Raw genomic sequence first — 18,397 nt, 5'->3', positions numbered from 1 at the left:
AGTCATAGGCAGGTCATACCTTTAGTCTGAACTAGTTCTGTCTAGGGGTAGCTCAATCGTGAAGCAGGTTTCGCCCGCGTTGCTTTCGACGTTAATCGTGCCACCAATGAAAAAAACCAGCTTCTGGACCAGAGCCAGCCCTAAACCTGTGCCGCCTTTGCCACGCGGATCGCCACCTGGAACCCGATAGAACTTGTCAAAAAGGCGAGGCAGCTCACTGGCCGGAATTTCGGGGCCAGTATTGCAAACTCGGATCTGAACTTGCTGAGCGGCAGCGCTAACCTCCACGTTAATTTGGCCATTCGGGGGAGTGTACTTGCAAGCATTGTGCAGCAACTCACGCAAGGCTCTCTGTAGACAAGAGGCATCAGAAACAATGGCAGGTATATCTGGCGGAATCTGGACCTGCAAGTTTTGTTGATCACTGCTGGCACGCTCTCGAAAGGTTTCCACAAACTCAGGCAGCCAGTCTTCCAGATAAATGGTTGCAGGGATTAGCGGTTCAGCATCCGCATTGAGCCGTTGCAAGTCCAGCAGATCGTTGACCAAGTGCATCTCCTGATCACACTGCTCTCTCAAAATTTGCAGGTAGCGAGCGGTGGGATCAGATTCTGGTCCTGAAGCAGCGGTGGTCCCGCGCTGGTTCAGTGAAATTTCCAACATTTGAATCGCCATTTTGATCACGGACAGGGGCGTACGCAGTTCGTGAGAAACAGTGTTCAAAAATTCATCTTTCAGTTGATCTAGCCGACGCAGTTCAGCCATTTGAGCTTCCAGCTGTCTGGCTTGCTCCACAGCAAAGTGGCTAGCCTCAGATTGCCTGCGTTCTGTAAGATCTCTAAAAACCAACACGGTGCCCGTAGTGTTGCCCTGGTGGTCTTTTAAGGGTGCTGCACTAAGATCAATGGGGAGTTCGGTGCCAGCCTTGGAAATCAACAGGAGATCAGCAACTAAATACAAATTTGCTAACCCCTGGAGAGCGCCTGGATTTGGGCTCTGAACAGGAGTTCGGGTCTGCTCCTGAATAATATGAATGATATCTGCCAAATCTCGATCTAAAGCATCTGTTCCCCAGCCGGTCATCACTTCGGCGACCGGATTAACAAACTTGATTTTTCCAGCCATGTCGGTGACGATGACCGCATCGCTCACACTATTAAGAATAGTTTCAAGCCACTGCTCTCGTTCTTTTAATTGCTTCTCTAATTTGTGCCGTTCTAGGGCCATTTGAATGGTTGTATGTAATTCTCGTTCCTCAAAAGGCTTGAGAATATAGCCGAAGGGACCAGTTTCCTTGGCCCGTTGCAGGGTATTCTCATCTGCGTTGGCAGTCAGGTAAACGATAGGAATGTTGAGGTCGCTATAAATTTGCTGAGCAGCCTCTATGCCATTCATACCGCCTTTGAGGATGATATCCATCAAGATTAAATCGGGATTTGTCTCCGTCGCTTTCTCAATTGCTTTTTCGCCGGAGCCCGCGATTACCGGAGCAGAATAACCCAATTTTTTCAAACTTCTTTGGATGTCTCTAGCAATAATGATTTCATCCTCAACAATCATGATTCTTGTCTGCATCTCACGCCTCGTGTCCACTCTCTGCCATTCATAGCTCTCATTGCTCATGCACAGCGAAGGTGAGTTTAAAGGTGGTGCCATTGCCGTTCCAGAACTCAATGCTGCCGTCCAGCTGCTCGGCTAAATCGTTGACTAGCCTCAAGCCTAAAGATTCTGAGTTTTGCCAGTCAAAATCCTTCGGCAGACCAATACCATTATCGCTGACCGTTAACATTAGCTCGCTGTTGCTGCCATTGTGAAGCCCAACCCGAATCATACCCGGTTCTTGCTCAGTAAAGGCGTGCTTTAAAGCATTAGAGACAAGCTCGCTGATGATTAAACCTAAGGGAATGGCGGTATCAATACCTAAGAGAACTTCGCCCGCGCTCATGCTCAGCTCAATGCGATTAGCACTGTTGCCGTAGGAACGCAGCAGGGTATCAGTTAGGCTCCTAATGTAGTCAGAGAAATCAATGCTGGCAAGATGTTTGGATTGGTATAGCTTCTCGTGAATCAGTGCCATTGATCTAACGCGATTTTGGCTCTCCTTAAACACCTCAAGAGCCTGTGAGTCCTGAATCTGATCAGATTGAAGATTTAGCAGACTAGAAATGACCTGCAAGTTGTTCTTGACACGGTGATGCACTTCTTTGAGCAGCACTTCTTTTTCGCGAAGTGATGCCTTGATTTGTTCTTCTGCTTGTTTCCGCTCAGTGACATCGACGACGTAAACCAGCACGCTCTCAACTTCCAGATTGGGCCCTGTTCTGGGCAGATAATAAACGTTGTAAAAGCCTGGGCGGCGGTCTTCTCGCCCAGGTACATTAGCTGGCATATCAGGCGCAATGAACGGCTGGCCTGTTGCGTAAAGGATTTGAAATAGCTCAACAATCGCAGGGTCAGAAGCGGCAAACAGCTCAGGTACTGAGTGACTCAGGTGTTGATCACGACTGATGCCATTGATCTCCGCCAGTGCTTCATTAATCGCTACAAATCGCTGCTGCTGGTCTAGTAGAGCAATGCCCATCGGTGAGGTCTCAAAGATCGCCGCCAATTGCTGTCGAGCGGCTTCAGCTTCGGCTCGGGCAAGCTGTTCGCGGGCTAACAGTTGGGCTCGCTCCGCCTCCACCTGCTTAGCAGGGGTGATATCAGTTTGAAATCCTACCCACTCTCGGACGCTGCCGTCAGGCTCTAAGACTGGGACCGCCCTGACATTCATATGGCGATATTCACCATCCTGTCGCTGCAGGCGAAGCTCACCTTCATAGAGTTCGCGCTGTTGCACTGCTGCTGACCATTTCAGGGCGGTATCCTGTTGGTCTTCTGGGTGAATAGCCGCAAGCCAGCCCCAACCTGCACTTTCAGGATAGGTTTGACCGGTAAAAGCGCTCCAACTCGGCTGCTCAGTCACGAACTCCCCAGCCGCATTGGTATCCCAAATGATCTGAGTAGTGGCTTCAATCAGCGAGCGGTAGCGCTCCTCACTTTGGCGTAGGGCTTGCTCTACTCGCTTACGCTCAGTAATTTCAACCTGCAGGGACTCGTTGATGCGGCTCAATTGCAGGGTGCGCTCCTGCACTCGCATTTCTAGGTCTTGCCTTGCGCTTTCCAGGTCTGCCTCAGCTCGCTTACGCTCAGCGATTTGGTTTTGTAGGTCTTGGTTGGCAGTTGCAAGCTGGGTTGGGTTGGGCAGAGCTAGGGCTTGAGGAATAAGAGGCACTAATTCCAGTGCTGTGTAGAGAGAGACGACGGCTGTTACCGCCTTCACACTTCCGGATAGCCAATAGCTGGGCTGCCAGAGGGTCCAGATTGCAAGCAGGTGTGTAGTGCCGCAGCAGATAATAAAAGCACCAAACAGGCTGAAGATACTCGGAAAGGGTACGTCACGCCGTTTTTGAATGAAAGAGAGCAGGCCAATTGGAATTGCGTAGTAGGACAGAGCAATCAGCAGATCTGCCAGAACATGCAGCGACACCAAGCCTGGGTTCCACAGATAGCAGTGCCCATGCGGAACAAATTGTCGCGACCACAAAAAGTCGTTGAGAAAGCTCTGTGCAAAGCTCACAGCTGTCACTCCCCGCAGTTTTTCCAGAACTAGGGCAATTAGGGTAATGGCATTGGTCGACGGTCTTCCGCCAGCTGTTGGGTGTGAGTTGCCTGGGAGAGTTCAAGGTGCAAGCTCTTTCTTCTAATGGGCTTGCACCCACTCACAGGGCAGTTGCAATAGAGCGATAGGGCTTACAAATGGGCTTCACTAGCATAGAGGAGCTAACGGTTCGTTCACCCTGTACAAATACGAGTTGTAGAGCAGCTTTCGTTTGTTATCTCAGTATTCCTACGGGCAATTTTAAGAAGCCAGGGGCATAGCCTTTAAGTTCTCGGTAGATTTAAGGGTGTTGTTCAAGCTTAGCGGGCTAATTTTTAGCAAAAGTTATTGATTTTCCGGCAAATGCGCTCTAATTCAAGCTGGAGCAAATTCTTGAACAGAATTTTGACAATGCTTGTGGGATTTGTGTAATTCGAAACACATCTCAAGGTAATTCTTGATACATTCCTCTTGTAGGTCAATTCCTTTGGAGGCCCCACGGGACTTGCTAGGGACTTGTTAGGGGACAACTTACGGCTTGTGGTATTTGGGTTCCCAAGATTCAGTGCTTAGTGAACCGGTTCGCCGTTGACTGATCTAATGGCCCCCAATCTTAAAGAAGGTGGCCTGCGCACAGTTCAAGGCTAGGTTATGGACTAATAAAGACTAAGTTATAGCTTGACCTCCTCAGCGGGTTCTACAGTTTCTCGCGGACAGGTGCAGGTTTGCACTCGCGTACCGTTGTAGATCTGCCAGCCCTCATGGTCTGACTCGCCATCCCACATAAAGCGGCCCGGTGTATTGATGCCGCCACTCGTCAACTTCACTGCCACATGACCCGCAAAGTAAAACCGCTCCCCTTTTGCAAGGGTGCCAAACGTTGTCCACATCGGTGTCAATCCTGGGATATTGGGTTTGACGGGCTAGCGAGTTTGGAAGCTCGCTAGCCCTGGCCCACCGCGCCACCTTGCACCTTTCGCCAAAGAGAATGAGGGAGTTATAGCAGTGTTAAACTGCCCACTAGCCTCCGGGCTGGGTGATCAGCTTGGGGGTTAGCCTAGTAGGAGTGAAGATCGCACTTCTACTAGGTGCTGACCGGATAGGTTAGCAAAGAGATTACAGAACTCTGTTGAGTTTAGCCAGTGGCTCTCTATACTTTTTGCTAAGTCTGCCCCACGCGCTTATGGGCGGAGCGAATTCTGGGAGCTTTGGTTTTACTAGAATTTGATTTATCGAAAGTGGCTGCCATAGGCAAGATTTCTTTCGATTTGAGGATGCGAAAAGCCTTCAGGTAGAATGCAGTCATGAAGATCTCCCAGCTTCAGGCATTAGTCGCGGTCGCAGAGCACGGTAACTTCACCGAAGCAGCCTTTAGTCTTGATGTCTCCCAGTCCGCGATCAGTCACGCAATTGCGGGTTTGGAAGAAGAATTGGGCGTTTCGCTGTTGTCGCGGGGGCGTTATGGCGCGCGGCTCACCTCCGCTGGTGAACACATTTTGCCCTATGCTCGCCAGATGCTAGATCTGCAAAGCAAAATTATTCACCAGGCAACTCTAGAAAAGGGGTTACACGGAGGACGGGTTCGCCTCACTGCCTTCCGCAGTGCTGCCATGCATATTCTGCCCCCGGCCATTGCCCAGTTTCGCAGCAAGTTTCCTAACGTGGCAATCACGGTCACTGAGCAGGATGAACCAGGCATCGAGCAGAGCTTGCGCGAAGGTCGGGCTGATATTGGTTTGACCTATCGGCTGTCTGTGGGAGGCTTTGATGCTTGCTTTGACACTTGGGAGATCACGCGAGATGAGCACATGATGCTGATCGCCAGTTCAAAAGCGCCCAAACGCAAACAGCTCACTTGGGAAGACCTAGCCACCCACTCGTTCATCATGACCGACTGCCCAGAGGGGCCCCGGATTCTCGACCACTGTGCCGCAGCTCAGGTATCGCTAAACGTGGCCTACCGGGTTAAAGAGGACTCGACAGTACTGGCGATGGTCGCTCAAGGGCTAGGCGCTACGATCATGCCATCCTTAGCAGCGGCGCCTTTACCCAAAGAAATTCGGGCTTACCGTTTGCCGGTGCCTCTACCACGAGTGATTAAAGCCGTGGTTTTGGCCAATGCCTTGCACAGTCCGGCTGTATTTGCCTTTCTAGATGTGCTGCGCGAAGCCAGTCTATTAAGGTCAAAACAGGCCAACTAAAAACTAGTCTTGGCCCCTAATTTTAAGATCAAGATTAGGAACACAATCCAGGCTATTCTGGATCCAAAATTCTTGGCCCAAAAAGAGACTTAAAAACAAACAGGAGCACATCCTTATGTACTCCTATCTTCCGGCCTATAACTTTAAACTGAACTGCTATCAATCATTCAGCCATTAGCAACTATCCCTACCATTTTTTGTAGGATAAGAACTTCCCGGACATGATCAATTTGACGCGGTCACCTTTGGGATCTTCTTCTTTTTCTACATCCAAAGTGAAGTCAATGGCGCTCATAATGCCATCACCAAACTTCTCATGAATTACCTCTTTGAGAGGCATCCCATAAACCTGCATGATTTCATAAAAACGATAGATCAGGGGATCAGTTGGCACGACTGGACCCAATCCTTTGATCGGAAATTCAGTTAAGGCTTGTGCAACCTCAGGGCTAAGACCAAGGGCTGAAACCAGTTTGCTCGCTTCATCTTCTGAGGCACTGGCTTGTCGGTAGAAAAGGGCTGCAATCCAGACTTCGTCGCGTCCGAGTAGCTTTTCTAAATCAGCAAAGCTGAGTCCCTTAGCTTGCTTGGCAGATAGAAGGGTCTGAGTAATTTCTGGAATCGCCATTCAAGGACTCCTTAATTCAACAAATTAACTGAACTTTGATCCTCTCATACAGAAGTCCTAATTCGAGACTGCTCTAACAAAGATCCGTAGATTGAGCTCATAAGCTAACATAAAGATATGTAAAAATCTACAGTGGAGATATAAGTAAGTCGAGCTAAAGAACCAGCAGAATAACTTCTATGCAGATTTGAAGAACTGAAACTGTATCAAAGATGTCTAATATCGGAGTCTATAGAGCTGGCCACAGGCAAGTAACTTCTTAACGTAACTTAATATATTGAGCTGAGTAGTAAGCTGGAGCTTTTCTAGATACCGGTTGCGGAGTCAGGGTAGCAAGACAATCGTTGCAGTCTGCGCTACCGTCACCATTGCATCCTCTAAGCAAAGCTAAGACCAACGGCTGCAAGAGCTTGCAAGAGTTCACAGCGCGTGCCCTTATAGGTCACAGGTGAGATCATCTGGGTCTTCACCAAAACTAATTAAGTCTAAGTGAGCTGGGTTTACGTTCAGTTCTTCAGCTACTAAGAAGCCAGCAATCGTCCAGGTTTGATATTTTCTAGCTTCTTTGCCTATTAAACGACCATGTCGCCCATCGTAATATTCCGGCCATTGATCTTCGTGTAAGCGATTGCGAGCTAGGTCAAGCGCTTGGTGAGCCAGGTCAGTCCGACCCATTTTGTGAGCCGCCGCTACCAGCATCCAAAGCAAAACCGGCCAGTTGCCGCCATTGTGGTAGGACCACGGTTGGTTCTTGGGATCAGAGCCAGTGACAATTCGCCATTCCGAACCCTCCAGGGCAGGAAAGCAAATTTTGAGCGGTATACACCCCACTAGGTCAGACCAGCGCTGTTCAATCAAGTTCATAATCCCTTGAGACTCTTGCTCATTTACTAAGGAAGTGAGGATGGCCATCAAGTTCCCTAAGGCAAAAAAGCGAAAATCGAGCTGAGAAGGCCCAAGGTTACCTGCTAAATAGCCTCCCGTTTCTGGTAGCCATTCGGTTAACCAGTCTGGAATTGATTCTGGATAGATATTAAATTTATTGACAACCTCTTTGCCAAACTCCTCGGCTTTGTAGCGGTAAATCTCGTTCAATCGCTTGAGATTCAGCCAGTAATATTTACGGATATGATATTTTAATGCCATCAAGCGTTGGGTTGTCACTTTGAGGTACTGAACGCCGTCCCCCTCAGGTATAAGTAGCTCACGAACCGCACGCAAAGCTGCATAGAACAGCACCTGAATTTCTAAGGGATGACCATAGACTCCCATGCGCCGATCAATCATGAAAGCGCCATCTGGAACCAACATGGTTGGATACATGGCAAAGCGATGCACCAAACAAAGTTCAAGGATTAACTTTAGTCCCCTCTGAAAATCTTCTTGGTGGGCTAAAGCAAGATCGCCAGTCGCTCTCACATAGGCTCGCAGCAGAATAATCCACCACAAACAGGAGTCAACCGGAGGCACTCTACCGATAGCGTGTTCCCCAAAGTCGGCTATCAGGAATTGCTCACCATCCCTGGTGTCTACTTTGAAGCTAGCTGGCATCAAACCTGGGCCTGGCCTGAAGAAGTCCACTTGCTTCTCGTGGCTTTGCAACCTCAGCGTCTCGATTAGAAAATTGCGGACAATTTCAGCCCGTCCACTCACCAGAAACACTAGACCTGAAGAGACAAAGTCACGGACAAAGCACTAGTCGTAGTTGAGTGATTCCGCATCAGGATCGCAGGCGGCTACGGTGCCAATAGGCTCTCCCTTGTAGTAAATAAGGGAGGTATCGAGTGCCCTCCAGGCTGACTCTATAGCGTCTTTTCTTATGCTCATTGAGTTACTTAGCCAAAGTGCAACTAGCTGCAAAACTGCTCAAGTTTTTGCTCCTTCAACCCTTTAAGCTAGATCTGGTCGAAAACAAACAGAATAATCTAGAGGTCAATTCTGGAGATCAGTCGCTTTGCTCCTATTTGAGCCATCACCAAGCATCAACAGCAAGAACTAAATCGAAACCAGAACGAAACAAAACAACATCAGTATCAACACTAACCTTCTAGTCTTTACAAGAACTCATCCTGTAGAGGGAGTAGAAAAATAGGTGGCACGCCCCTTTAGCTAGAGAAGGTGACGCTTCTATGTCCCTACCCTGGGGCACAGTCACTCCGTTTACTTCAAAAATAAGTTGTACTTTAGTTATGTCTTTAGTCATTAATCATCAATTAGGTATACCTAAAGCGTAGGTGTAGCCTATTATTGCAAGTGCAGCAAAAACTCAGCTATAGGTAGGCTAACCTCTGCGGCTTATGCTCAATCGCAAGGTCCCCATTACTCTTAAAGCTCTGCCTAAAGGCCGAAATATAGGCAATCTCGAAGCCGTTGCTGTGTGCAGCGGGATTTGGGTAGACGTTGGCAGCGTCAGTCCGATTTACTAAAAAAGTAAGCGGTTCCCCTGTTCTGGGGAGCCGCTTACTCTAAACTTTATGCTCCTGTGTTCTACACAGAGAAGGCATCTACATCAAGTTTCCACTCATGCCTTAGAAACTTCTGGTACATCGTTTCCTGCATCATCATCTGTTTGCGCAGCATGAGCAAAAACTCTTGGGCTTGCTCGTGGGACATCTGCTGCACCTGGTCTGCGAAGATTTTAAGACTGAATTGTTGTTCTAAAGACAGTTCGGTGGGCTGATTCATATTGGTTCCTATGTCAAATCAGGACAAAATCTAAAGGGTCAATGCGAGCTCAATATTTACATTTGAGGCATTTGCATTTGAGGCTAAATACTTAGCCATGCCTGTTGGGCTTTGGTCTTGTGAGCTTAGCTCTCTGTGGCAATTAGCTCGCTACCAGCATTCTTGGGTTTCTTGCCTGCCCGTAACTCTCCTGTTGAGGTGAAATGCATCTCTAGGGGTTCACGGCTGTACATTTCGTCTTCCATGAAGAAGCTGTTGGCAGCCATACATTGATTAAGGCTGAGGGTGTTCCCTTGTTGGTCTGTGTAACGCATGGTTGGGACTCCTCGTGTAAAGCTATGTTAATAGTGTAACAAAATATTTACAAAAGTGGTGATGCGTTCCCCAAGTGAGCGAAATGGATCAGGAATCAGTCCTGTGCGCATGCTCTTGCACCATTCATTGCAAGCATAGCTATTTCAAAACGTGCTATCCTTACTCGCCAGATTTTCTAACGGCAACAAAACCGCTACGTTTACTTAGGAGGTTTGCTTCAGCGTTAACCAGAAATATTTTGAAACTGGGCACTAGTCGGTTAACTTCATTACTATTCAGGCCCCAGAGCCAGTAGAGATGATCTCGGGACAAACAAAATGGAATTTGAGACAGAAGCACAGAGAGCTTGCTACGATAAGGTTGCTACCTGGATGGGCCAATTGTTCGGCAAATTTCCCTGTGCTAGGCCAGATGTGCCAGGATTAGGGCTATTTAGAGGTTCAGCTTTAGTAGAGGTGCTGATCTACCCCTGGGGCGAGAATGATGCGGTGATTAATAGTCGGTCCTTTGTGGCAGTTGGGGCAGAATTAACCTCAGATTTGATGCTTTTTCTGCTGCAAGAAAACGCTAGGATGCGCTTCGGCGCTTTTGGTGTAGATCAGAAAGGTGACATTCTCTTTGAAGACACGATCGTTGACTACGGCGATGACAAGAAAGAATTTGAAGCCTCGGTCACAGCAGTCTTAGATGTCGCAGATGAGTACGACGATTTGATCGTGAGCAAGTGGGGTGGTCAGCGAGCCCTAGATCGGATCCGAGAGTTCAACTAAACCCTTTCACTTGGCGTCTGATCATTCTGCTGTCCCAGCTAATGGACTGATGCCTGTTTCTTAACAGGGCTAGCCGGGACGACCAAGCACTTACCGGAACGCCAGAATATGTTGGGCAGTAAGCTGAGGCTGTTCTAGATGGGGCACATGACCACAGCCTTTGAGCCAGATTAGCTGGCTCTGGGCAATGTCCCGCTTGAATTTAGCTGCATCGCTAGTGCCCAACATGTCGTCCTGCTCACCCCACAGGATCAACGTTGGCGATTGGACCTGAGTAATCTGCTGTTGCAAGCTGTAGCCGCCGCTCTTGGTGAAGGCCAGCAAAGCTTCATACCAGCCAGGCATCTCCAGATGCAGTGCAGCACAGCGGAGTGCTTCCTGCGAGGCTATATCCCAAGGCGCAAAGGTGCTGTAGAAGGCCAAGGGTTGCAGTTTGCGCTGCCGCCACCATTCCATGGCCAGGAAATCAAAGGGAGGCGCCAGAAACTGCGCCAGCGGAAAGCTACCGCTATAGCCCACGCTGGCTATCAGAACCAGCTTGTGCACGAGCTGCGGGAAGGTGAGGGCGAAGTCAATAGCAGCGGCTCCTCCCATCGATGCCCCTACCAGGATCATGGGTTGCTGAATCAGGCTTTTCCAAAAGGCATACAGATGAGCTTTGATCGCGGGCGGGGCAAAGGGTAAGCCCGTCAAACGCTCGGTAAAACCGAAGCCCAGCAGATCGAGCGCCCAAGTTTCATTCTGAGCAGCTAGCAGCGGCAGGAGACGGCGAAACTCAAACACTGAGCTGTCGAAGCCATGCAAAAGCAGAATCGGTGTGCCACCGCTGCCCTGACGAATATAGGCAGTCGCAATCGGTTGTGTACTTAGGGCAGTCTGGATCGGCTGACGCTCAATGCGTTCAGCCAAGGCAATCGACGTGGGTTCACTTAAATATTTGACCTGGGGCGGGAGAAAACTGGCGGGCATAGAGGTCAGTCTAGCTAGAATTCGAGCTCTTAAGAATCTGAGTTTTCAAGAACCTCTATGCCAGTGGTACCAATTCTCTAAATGAGAGCCACGCATTAGAACCTCACCGCCTACGCAACTCCCCTTGGCAGGGGGAAGTTGTGAGGGGTCAATGGGTAGCGATTAAAGAACGAGTTGGTATAACCGCGCCAATATTCAAGCTCCTAATACCTCAATGAGGGGACAAACTCGCTGTAGGGAATGAGTCCAGCAACGGCATACATCACGCGTTCAGCCACCCAATGGTTGCGCTTCATCAAGCTGATCAGCAATTGATTGGCGAGAAAGGACTTTCTCAAAGACTTCAGCCATAAGCCAGCCTGAAAATCTGGTTCAAAATGAATTTGGTAAAGCCGTTGCCAGTTTTCTGCTGCCGCCGCTGGCATAACGCTCATATTGATCGCTTGGGCCACTTGTAAGCCACTTAGCAGGGCATTGGCGATGCCCTCACCAGTTAGGGGGTCAGTCAGGTTAGCTGCATCACCAATCTTCAGGACCTTGCCATCACTGACCCTGTTGTCCCGTTTAGCAGTCGTGAGTGGGTAAGCTCTGGGCTTCTGCTGGCTCACCAGTTTGCTCAAAAGGGCTTTAGTTGTCTCGTTTTTCTGGACGAATTGGTCGAACAGACGAATGATGTTTGTATTCAGTTTCTGGTACTCATCCAGCCACAAGATGACACCAACGTTAAGTTTAATCAGTCCATCTTTAACGGTCACTGGAAATAGCCAGCCATAGCCATTGACTCCCAGCTTGGGGTCAAAGTAAATATGGGCTTTTGAACAGTAAGGCTCTGGAAAGTCTTCTACTTTAACACTCCAATAGGCTCTAATTGCAATCGCATTGGCTTCACCGGCATAGACCCCACGAGCGTCAATAATGTGGTCGTAATCGTGGTACAGGTCTGGATGAGAACGGGCAAGGTCGGTGATTGTTTGGGTTTGAGGAATGCAACCTGCTTCTACTGCATGTTGGTAGAGCAGGTTATCCAACTCAAATCGAGGAATGCAATACCCTTCGAGTTGAGTGGTCTGCATATGCTCGTTGCCATTGGAAACCCCCAGCCGTAAGCCACAAACGGGCGCATACTGGGCCAGACACTTGATATCCTGCGGGTAAATTCCTAAGGTAAACAGAGCTTGGACAGACTCAAAACTGATCCCGTCCCCACAGATTTTGTCCCGAGGAAAGGTGGCTTTATCAATAAGGGTGACTTGATGCCCGCTTTTAGCCAGGTGGTAGCCTGCTGAACAGCCTGCTGGCCCTGCTCCAAGCACAACAATTCTGGGCATGATCCTGCTCCTGTTGGGGTCTTAGGTTGAGCTTTTAGGTTGACAAGATGGGTTCCCTAGAGGTTTGTCTGCCAGAAGGTGCTGAGCTAGAGCGCGAACGTAAGCGTGCCATGATCCAGCCGTTAACCAGAAAGAAGACTGAGGAAAGGCCACTCGCCTGCATTAGGCGTCTAGCTAGCCTGTGCAATTCCTTTTGTTGGCTCACTTTTTCATCCGCTAGATAAATCCCGACTAAGCCATGATTAATCATGCGATGAAACTTCAGGTGAGGCAGCCAAAGTACAGCGCGATTAGCTTGCTGAATAAAGTGAGCAAACCGCTGGATCATTTCCTGATCGTTGCGGTAGTAAGCACAGAAATTCAGATCACCCTTGCTGCGGTCTTCTTCCTGGTCGATAAAGTAATCTAGCAGAATGTGTAGTCCCTGAACCCAGGGGAAATAACTGGCTTTCACACGCTCAGCTAGGTCCGCTGAACAGGTTTCTTCACAGGCATAGGCAACCAAACAAAAGATGCCTAACGTGGAGCCAGCACAGGCAGAGAACTCATACCAACTCATCTCGGGCAGGCTCGCTTGCTGCGAGGCAAACCAGGCGGTTAAGCGGGGCACCCGTTCCTCAGGGGTGACATGCTTATGCACTTGCAAATTACAGTAATGCGTGGCTAGCTCTTGCAGAGCAGGCGCAATGTTTGAATAAGCTGGAAGTTGCTGGAGTACCGATTGACAAGTGGCGACTAATTTTTGGAGATATCCTCCGTCTTCTTGCTCAGTTCGCAAGCGGTAGTAGTTTGTAGGTTCTGCGCCGGGAGTCAGCGCTTGCAAGAGCGCTTCATGCAGAGCTCGAAAATCGTCAGGGTCGCAAGACGTACTACGGTCACACAAGTTATCCAAGTAATCACTAATGGTTTGGTAAGCCACAATGAACCGAATAATTTTGTGGCGGTGTTCCCTCACCAGCAAGCCGTAAATCGAGCCACCTTCACAATGAAAGGTTTTCGTCTTGATGCTTGCCAATGCTTGTTGCCGCAGTTCTGGATCAGGGATTTGGCGAGCCTGTGTTTGCCAGTCGCCCAAATGTTGCCGCACGATGGGCAACACATCACGATAAATACCAAAAGCTAATGACCACACATTGTCGGGGGCGCTCATCAATCAAATGCTCCAGAACAACAATTAGGAACGAGTGGTCGGTGAGTGACTAAATTTGAGTGTGGTTTCTCCGCTTCGCAAACTAAGCTCTCACTTTAGAAATGGTTGGATAAAATAAATTCATCCCAACGGCAGAGAAAATTGTGAACAATGTCGGTTCAGAGCCTTTTTTCAGAGCTTTTTTCAGAGCCAAATGCAGCTTAGAATACTGGTTGATGCAGGTATCTTGTCTATCAGTTGAAATCTAGAGTTGTTTTGAGGAGTAGGGTTGTTGGTACCATACCCAATAATTTCCCAAATAATCTCCTTAATCCTGCAACTCATTCAGTGGTTTCAAAATGATTGCTTGTAGGCACCGACACGATTGGAGTGATAAAAACCAAAAAGGATTTTAGCTCTACTATCCAAACCGCCAATGCAGTCCGTGCAATGCATGAACAGAACTACCATAGACCAACCATAATTCCGGAGGAATCGCCTATCTTCCACCAGAAGGGAGAGCACGAGGTGTTAACAAATACACAACAGATGCATTATATAGGGGTTGGAATAGCATCCAGTTTGATTAGAATTTTATCTGGATTTATAAATTACAATTTATTGGCAATAGATTCAGAACCTGAGTGTAATCCCCCGTAGGTTTTTACATCCAAAATCTAAAACTTAGACGGTATGAGCTGATGAAAGTTTTTTATTAGCCTTGAATTAGCGACTACCAACATTTACATTAGCCGGAGCGATCCAGATCAGGGGGCAAATACATGACGGCGAAGCATATGGCACTGGTATTAGGTAGACAGGGCATTATTGGGCGCAATTTGATCCACTACGTCGAAGGCAAAGACACTCAGCAAGTCAAGTGGCAAGTCAAGGCGATATCGCGGCGTGCGCCTGACTTCGAAACCCAGGCAGAGTTTCAGTCCATTGATTTGCTCAATCCGGATGCCATTGCCAAGCAGCAGGACTGGCTAAAGGACGTCACGCACATCTTCTACGCGGCCTATCAGGAACATAAGACTTCCGCCGATCTGTCCAAATACAACGTCGGCATGTTGCGCAACATTGTTGAGGCTGTAGAAAAGGTAGCGAGTGGCTTCCGCCATATCACCTTCATTCAGGGCGGCAAAGCCTATGGTGCGCACTTCGGCCTGTACAAAACCCCTGCCAAGGAAACCGACCCTCGGCACTTCCCGCCCAACTTCTACTACGACCAGGAGGATTACCTACGTGGCGCGGCCCAGGGTAAGCCCTAGAGCTGGACGGCTCTGCGACCGGACATCATATTTGGCTTCGCGGTCGGTAACCCGATGAATCTCGGTAACCTGATCGCCGTCTACGCTAGCCTGTGCAAGGAGCTAGGTGTGCCCTTACGTTATCCGGCCAGCCTCAAAGCCTACCAAATCCTTGCCAATGGCACCGATGCAACCCTGTTGGCGAAAGCGATGGAATGGGCGGCGTTGAACGAGGCCTGTTATGGCGAGCTCTTCAACATCACCAATGGCGATGTGTTTCGCTGGAGCCAAGTTTTTTCACAGGTTGCCACAGCTTTTGGTATCGACTGTGTTGAGCCCCAAACCTTCTCACTTACCGAGGCGATGCAGGACAAAGGCCTAGTTTGGGAAGCGATGGTGCAAAAGTATGGTCTTGTGCCCAATTCTCTAAAAGACCTCGCCAACTGGCCGTTTGGTGACTTCATCTTTAATGTCGAGAACGACGCATTCTTCGACGTCAATAAGGCTCGCCGCTTCGGTTTTCAGGAGATGAACCTCGACACAGGGGAGGAGATTGTGAAGTTGATCGGTCGCCTCAAACAACAAAAAATCATTCCTACCTGAAGCACGATAGGAAGCAGAACTCATAGGACCAACATTCTGTTTGGATTCAATCTAGAGCAGTCTAGAGCGGTCTTAAAATCTGTCGTGCCAGACGCGCAACGGTTTCCTTGAGTTCGACTGGATCGATCGGCTTGGTCAAGTAGAACTGGAAGCCTGCTGCTAGCACCCGTGTCCGGTCTTCTTCACTGGCATATGCGGTGAGGGCTGCCGCTGGAATTTGCCCCCCAGCGGCGGCTGAGCGGCTTCTGATCTGTCGAATTAGCGCATAACCATCCTCCCCCGGCATGCCAATGTCAGACAGCAGAATGCTTGGTGACCAGCGGTCCAATACGGCCAAGGCTTCAGGGGTTGAGTCAACGGCGGTTACTTCAGCGCCAGCCTCCTCCAACACAAAGGTCAGCAGCTCTCTGGCGTCTGTTTCATCATCGACCACCAGCACCCGCAAGCCAGGGAAAACCGCATTGGCCCACACCGATGGCAGGCTCTGCTTGGCCTCGCTCTCCTGCGAATCCTTGGCGCGTAGGGGTAACTTTACTGTAAAAGTTGCGCCCTGTCCCTCACCGGCACTGTCTGCTTGCACCGTACCGCCATGCAGTTCAACCAGATGGCGCACAATCGCCAATCCCAGCCCCAGTCCGCCCTGCGCGCGCGTGGTTGTGCTGTCCGCCTGACGAAAACGCTCGAAGACATAGGGTAGAAACTCGGCTTTAATGCCCTGACCCGTATCTTGGACCTGGATTTGGGCGGAGCCGTTGACCCGTTCTAGGCGAACCTCAACCTGACCGCCCTGAGGAGTGAACTTAACAGCATTGGTGAGCAAGTTCCACACCACCTGCTGCAAGCGGTTAGCGTCGCCTAAAACTGAACTGGCCGCAGGGTCCAGCTTGGCCTCAATTTGAATGCCCTTGGCATCAATCGCGGGGTGCAGGGTTTCAAGAACAGCATCCACAACCGAGACCAAGGAAAGTGGCTGCACTTCCAAGCTGAGCTTGCCGCGAATGATGCGCGAGACATCCAGCAAGTCGTCAATCAGTTGCGCCTGCATCTTGGCATTGCGCTCAATGGTTTCTAGGGCTCGGGTTGCCTTGACTGGCTCCATCCGCCCTCGCCGCAATAACTGAGCCCAGCCCAAAATGCCATTGAGCGGCGTGCGAATTTCGTGGGACAAAATCGAGAGGAACTCGTCTTTAAGTCGGTTGGCAGCTTCGGCTTGCGCCAGCAGTTCTGCCCGTTCTGCTTCTGCCCGCTGCCGCTCAGCGATTTCTTTTTCTAGTGCCTGGTTGGCGGCTTCGGCTAGCCTGGCCCGCAATAAGGCTTCTGCCGTTTGCCTGCGCTCTGTAATGTCATTCAGCGTGCCAGAAGTACCCATAACTCGACCATCAGGATCTAGCATGAGTCGAGCGTAGACTTCGATCCAGCGCGAACTACCCGCTTTGGTAAGGAAACGTATTTCTCGTTGATACTCGGTTTTCTGACGCTCAACTAGTGCTTGAAAAAGCTCCAGGCTGGTTTGGCGATCCTCGGCGTCAATGTAAGTGAGAAAGTGGGTACCGATGCTTTCTGAATGCGTGAAACCAGTAATCACTGTCCAGGCTGGATTGAGAAAAGTCCATAAGCCAATGGCATCGGTCTGAAAAATAACTTCTTTGACGTTATTAACAACTGAGCGATATTTTTTCTCGCTGGTTTGTAGCTCAGATTGAGAGAAGGCAACTGTTTCCAGCATGCCGTTAATTGTGCGGCCTAAGTTCGCGAGCTCATCATCTCCCGCCAGAGGAACTCGTAGTGAAAGGTCACCACTGGCGCGAACTTTGCTGACGCCTGTATTGAGACGAGCTAATCGAGACAGAACTAATTTGTCTAGGATTAATAAGATAATGGTCCCTAATACTAGCCCCACGGTTAGTAGGGAAAGCAAAAGGTAATAAACACTGTTCAGTGCCTGGTGATAGATAGCCCGTGGGATGTCCACGCGCAGCAGGAGGGCAGGCCTGCCGTAGATATCCGGCAAGAGGGTATAGCCCACGATTGCATCGGTGTTGAGGGCGCGAACCAGGATTTGTCTTGGCTCTCGTCCTAGCTCGGCTGGGATATCTGCTGAGCTAGCGGGTTGCAAATTGATTGGAATGTGAGTGAGTTCAGCCAGTTGTTTGACTTTATTGGCGTCCAGGTAAGCCCCCATCAGTAGAGTGCCTCGGCTGGGTCCCTGGTTATTACTCGTTAAAATTGGCTCCGAGGCAATGAGAATTGGCCCTTGGGGCAACAGAACAATGCCGGAGTGACTACTCTCAGTGTCGACATTTTGCAGGAGCAGGTCACGGTTGGGGAGCGTTTGCAACTGCGCTGGTACGGGGATTTCTTTTTTTTGCTCCAGGTCAAAACTCTCAGCGAGAGCCAGCTGACCAGAGGATTTAAAGAGGATTAGTAGATTGAGCTTTAGGCTAGTAAAAGTTGTGTCGTTAATATTGGATTGAATATATTCTGGGTTGCCGTCTTCAATAAATTGATAGGTATCATCCCACCAGGCCCAATCTCTGGCGACTTTACTAAGATCGGCAAGTTCACGGTCCAGGGCATCCAGGACCCGCTCGACGTCCTGGTGGACACTTTGCCTCTCTAACTCAGCCGAGTTTTCGAGGAGCACGTTTGAAGAGATGGCGTATACCAGGATGTTCAGGGAGAGCAGCACTACGCCGAGGATCCGTAGGGTCTTTTTCCGGAGTGACACTGTGCCTCTCTTCGTCGTGTGTTCACCGATCTACCCTAAGGTATCCGCCGAGACCTAGGTTTGCCTACAAATAGGATTTTTGAGAGGGATATTGGACCAGGTTGCTATTTGTGACCCCGGCTACAGTTTATTGGCAATCGCTGTCTGA

At 49.6% G+C, this 18,397-nt stretch carries 12 protein-coding genes and 2 pseudogenes; 3 read left to right on the top strand and 11 right to left on the bottom strand.

The features are described 5' to 3' along the window. Window positions 1-21: 21 nt before the first annotated feature. The 3 genes from H6F94_RS16445 to H6F94_RS16435 all read right to left on the bottom strand — a co-directional run bounded on the left by H6F94_RS16445 (window position 22) and on the right by H6F94_RS16435 (window position 4,530). On the bottom strand, window positions 22-1,575 hold the full coding sequence (locus H6F94_RS16445) for a hybrid sensor histidine kinase/response regulator (protein WP_190803330.1): 1,554 nt from the start codon (window positions 1,573-1,575) through the stop codon (window positions 22-24). A gap of 37 nt (window positions 1,576-1,612) precedes the next feature. Then, entirely contained in the window at window positions 1,613-3,619 is a 2,007-nt protein-coding gene (locus tag H6F94_RS16440) for a histidine kinase dimerization/phosphoacceptor domain -containing protein (RefSeq protein ID WP_190803329.1), read from the bottom strand. Window positions 3,620-4,311: 692 nt separating this feature from the next. Beyond that, window positions 4,312-4,530, bottom strand: a complete 219-nt coding sequence (locus H6F94_RS16435; protein WP_190803328.1) for a hypothetical protein — start codon at window positions 4,528-4,530, stop codon at window positions 4,312-4,314. Between the two features lie 414 nt (window positions 4,531-4,944). On the opposite strand from H6F94_RS16435, the gene H6F94_RS16430 reads away from it, so the two are divergent. Further along, window positions 4,945-5,841 carry a LysR family transcriptional regulator gene (locus tag H6F94_RS16430; RefSeq protein WP_190803327.1) on the top strand — a complete coding sequence of 299 codons (897 nt, stop codon included), beginning with the start codon at window positions 4,945-4,947 and terminating at the stop codon, window positions 5,839-5,841. Window positions 5,842-6,028: 187 nt separating this feature from the next. Here the strand turns inward: H6F94_RS16430 and cynS are convergent, their stop codons facing one another. From cynS to H6F94_RS16410, 4 genes and pseudogenes are all read right to left on the bottom strand, one after another. After that, window positions 6,029-6,469, bottom strand: coding sequence for a cyanase (gene cynS / locus H6F94_RS16425; protein WP_190803326.1), 441 nt, complete (start codon window positions 6,467-6,469; stop codon window positions 6,029-6,031). A 435-nt stretch (window positions 6,470-6,904) separates the two neighbouring features. Then, window positions 6,905-8,296: pseudogene (locus H6F94_RS16420) on the bottom strand (glycoside hydrolase 100 family protein). A gap of 660 nt (window positions 8,297-8,956) precedes the next feature. Beyond that, window positions 8,957-9,154: an NblA/ycf18 family protein gene (locus H6F94_RS16415; protein WP_190803325.1), complete on the bottom strand. Its 198-nt coding sequence runs from the start codon at window positions 9,152-9,154 to the stop codon at window positions 8,957-8,959. Between the two features lie 125 nt (window positions 9,155-9,279). Next, a complete protein-coding gene (locus H6F94_RS16410) occupies window positions 9,280-9,468 on the bottom strand; it encodes a hypothetical protein (RefSeq protein ID WP_190803324.1) in 189 nt (62 codons plus the stop codon). 318 nt (window positions 9,469-9,786) lie between these two features. Between H6F94_RS16410 and H6F94_RS16405 the strand changes: the two genes are divergently transcribed. Beyond that, window positions 9,787-10,239: a YbjN domain-containing protein gene (locus H6F94_RS16405; protein ID WP_190803323.1), complete on the top strand. Its 453-nt coding sequence runs from the start codon at window positions 9,787-9,789 to the stop codon at window positions 10,237-10,239. A 90-nt stretch (window positions 10,240-10,329) separates the two neighbouring features. Here H6F94_RS16405 and H6F94_RS16400 read toward each other — a convergent pair whose 3' ends face one another. The 3 genes from H6F94_RS16400 to tbcS form a co-directional block, all read right to left on the bottom strand. Next, window positions 10,330-11,208 carry an alpha/beta fold hydrolase gene (locus tag H6F94_RS16400; protein ID WP_190803322.1) on the bottom strand — a complete coding sequence of 293 codons (879 nt, stop codon included), beginning with the start codon at window positions 11,206-11,208 and terminating at the stop codon, window positions 10,330-10,332. Window positions 11,209-11,411: 203 nt separating this feature from the next. Continuing rightward, window positions 11,412-12,536 (bottom strand): NAD(P)/FAD-dependent oxidoreductase, encoded by a 1,125-nt coding sequence (locus H6F94_RS16395; RefSeq protein WP_190803321.1) that lies wholly within the window; start codon window positions 12,534-12,536, stop codon window positions 11,412-11,414. Between the two features lie 34 nt (window positions 12,537-12,570). Next, window positions 12,571-13,686 (bottom strand): tetraprenyl-beta-curcumene synthase, encoded by a 1,116-nt coding sequence (gene tbcS, locus H6F94_RS16390; RefSeq protein ID WP_190803320.1) that lies wholly within the window; start codon window positions 13,684-13,686, stop codon window positions 12,571-12,573. A gap of 761 nt (window positions 13,687-14,447) precedes the next feature. On the opposite strand from tbcS, the pseudogene H6F94_RS33575 reads away from it, so the two are divergent. Further along, window positions 14,448-15,521: pseudogene (locus tag H6F94_RS33575) on the top strand (SDR family oxidoreductase). A gap of 61 nt (window positions 15,522-15,582) precedes the next feature. Here the strand turns inward: H6F94_RS33575 and H6F94_RS16375 are convergent. After that, entirely contained in the window at window positions 15,583-18,249 is a 2,667-nt protein-coding gene (locus tag H6F94_RS16375; RefSeq protein WP_190803317.1) for a CHASE4 domain-containing protein, read from the bottom strand. Window positions 18,250-18,397: the final 148 nt, after the last annotated feature.

This window comes from Leptolyngbya sp. FACHB-261 (genome assembly GCF_014696065.1).
In the GTDB taxonomy this organism is placed as follows: Bacteria; Cyanobacteriota; Cyanobacteriia; order FACHB-261; family FACHB-261; genus FACHB-261.
This window is presented reverse-complemented; position numbering and strand designations above follow the sequence as displayed.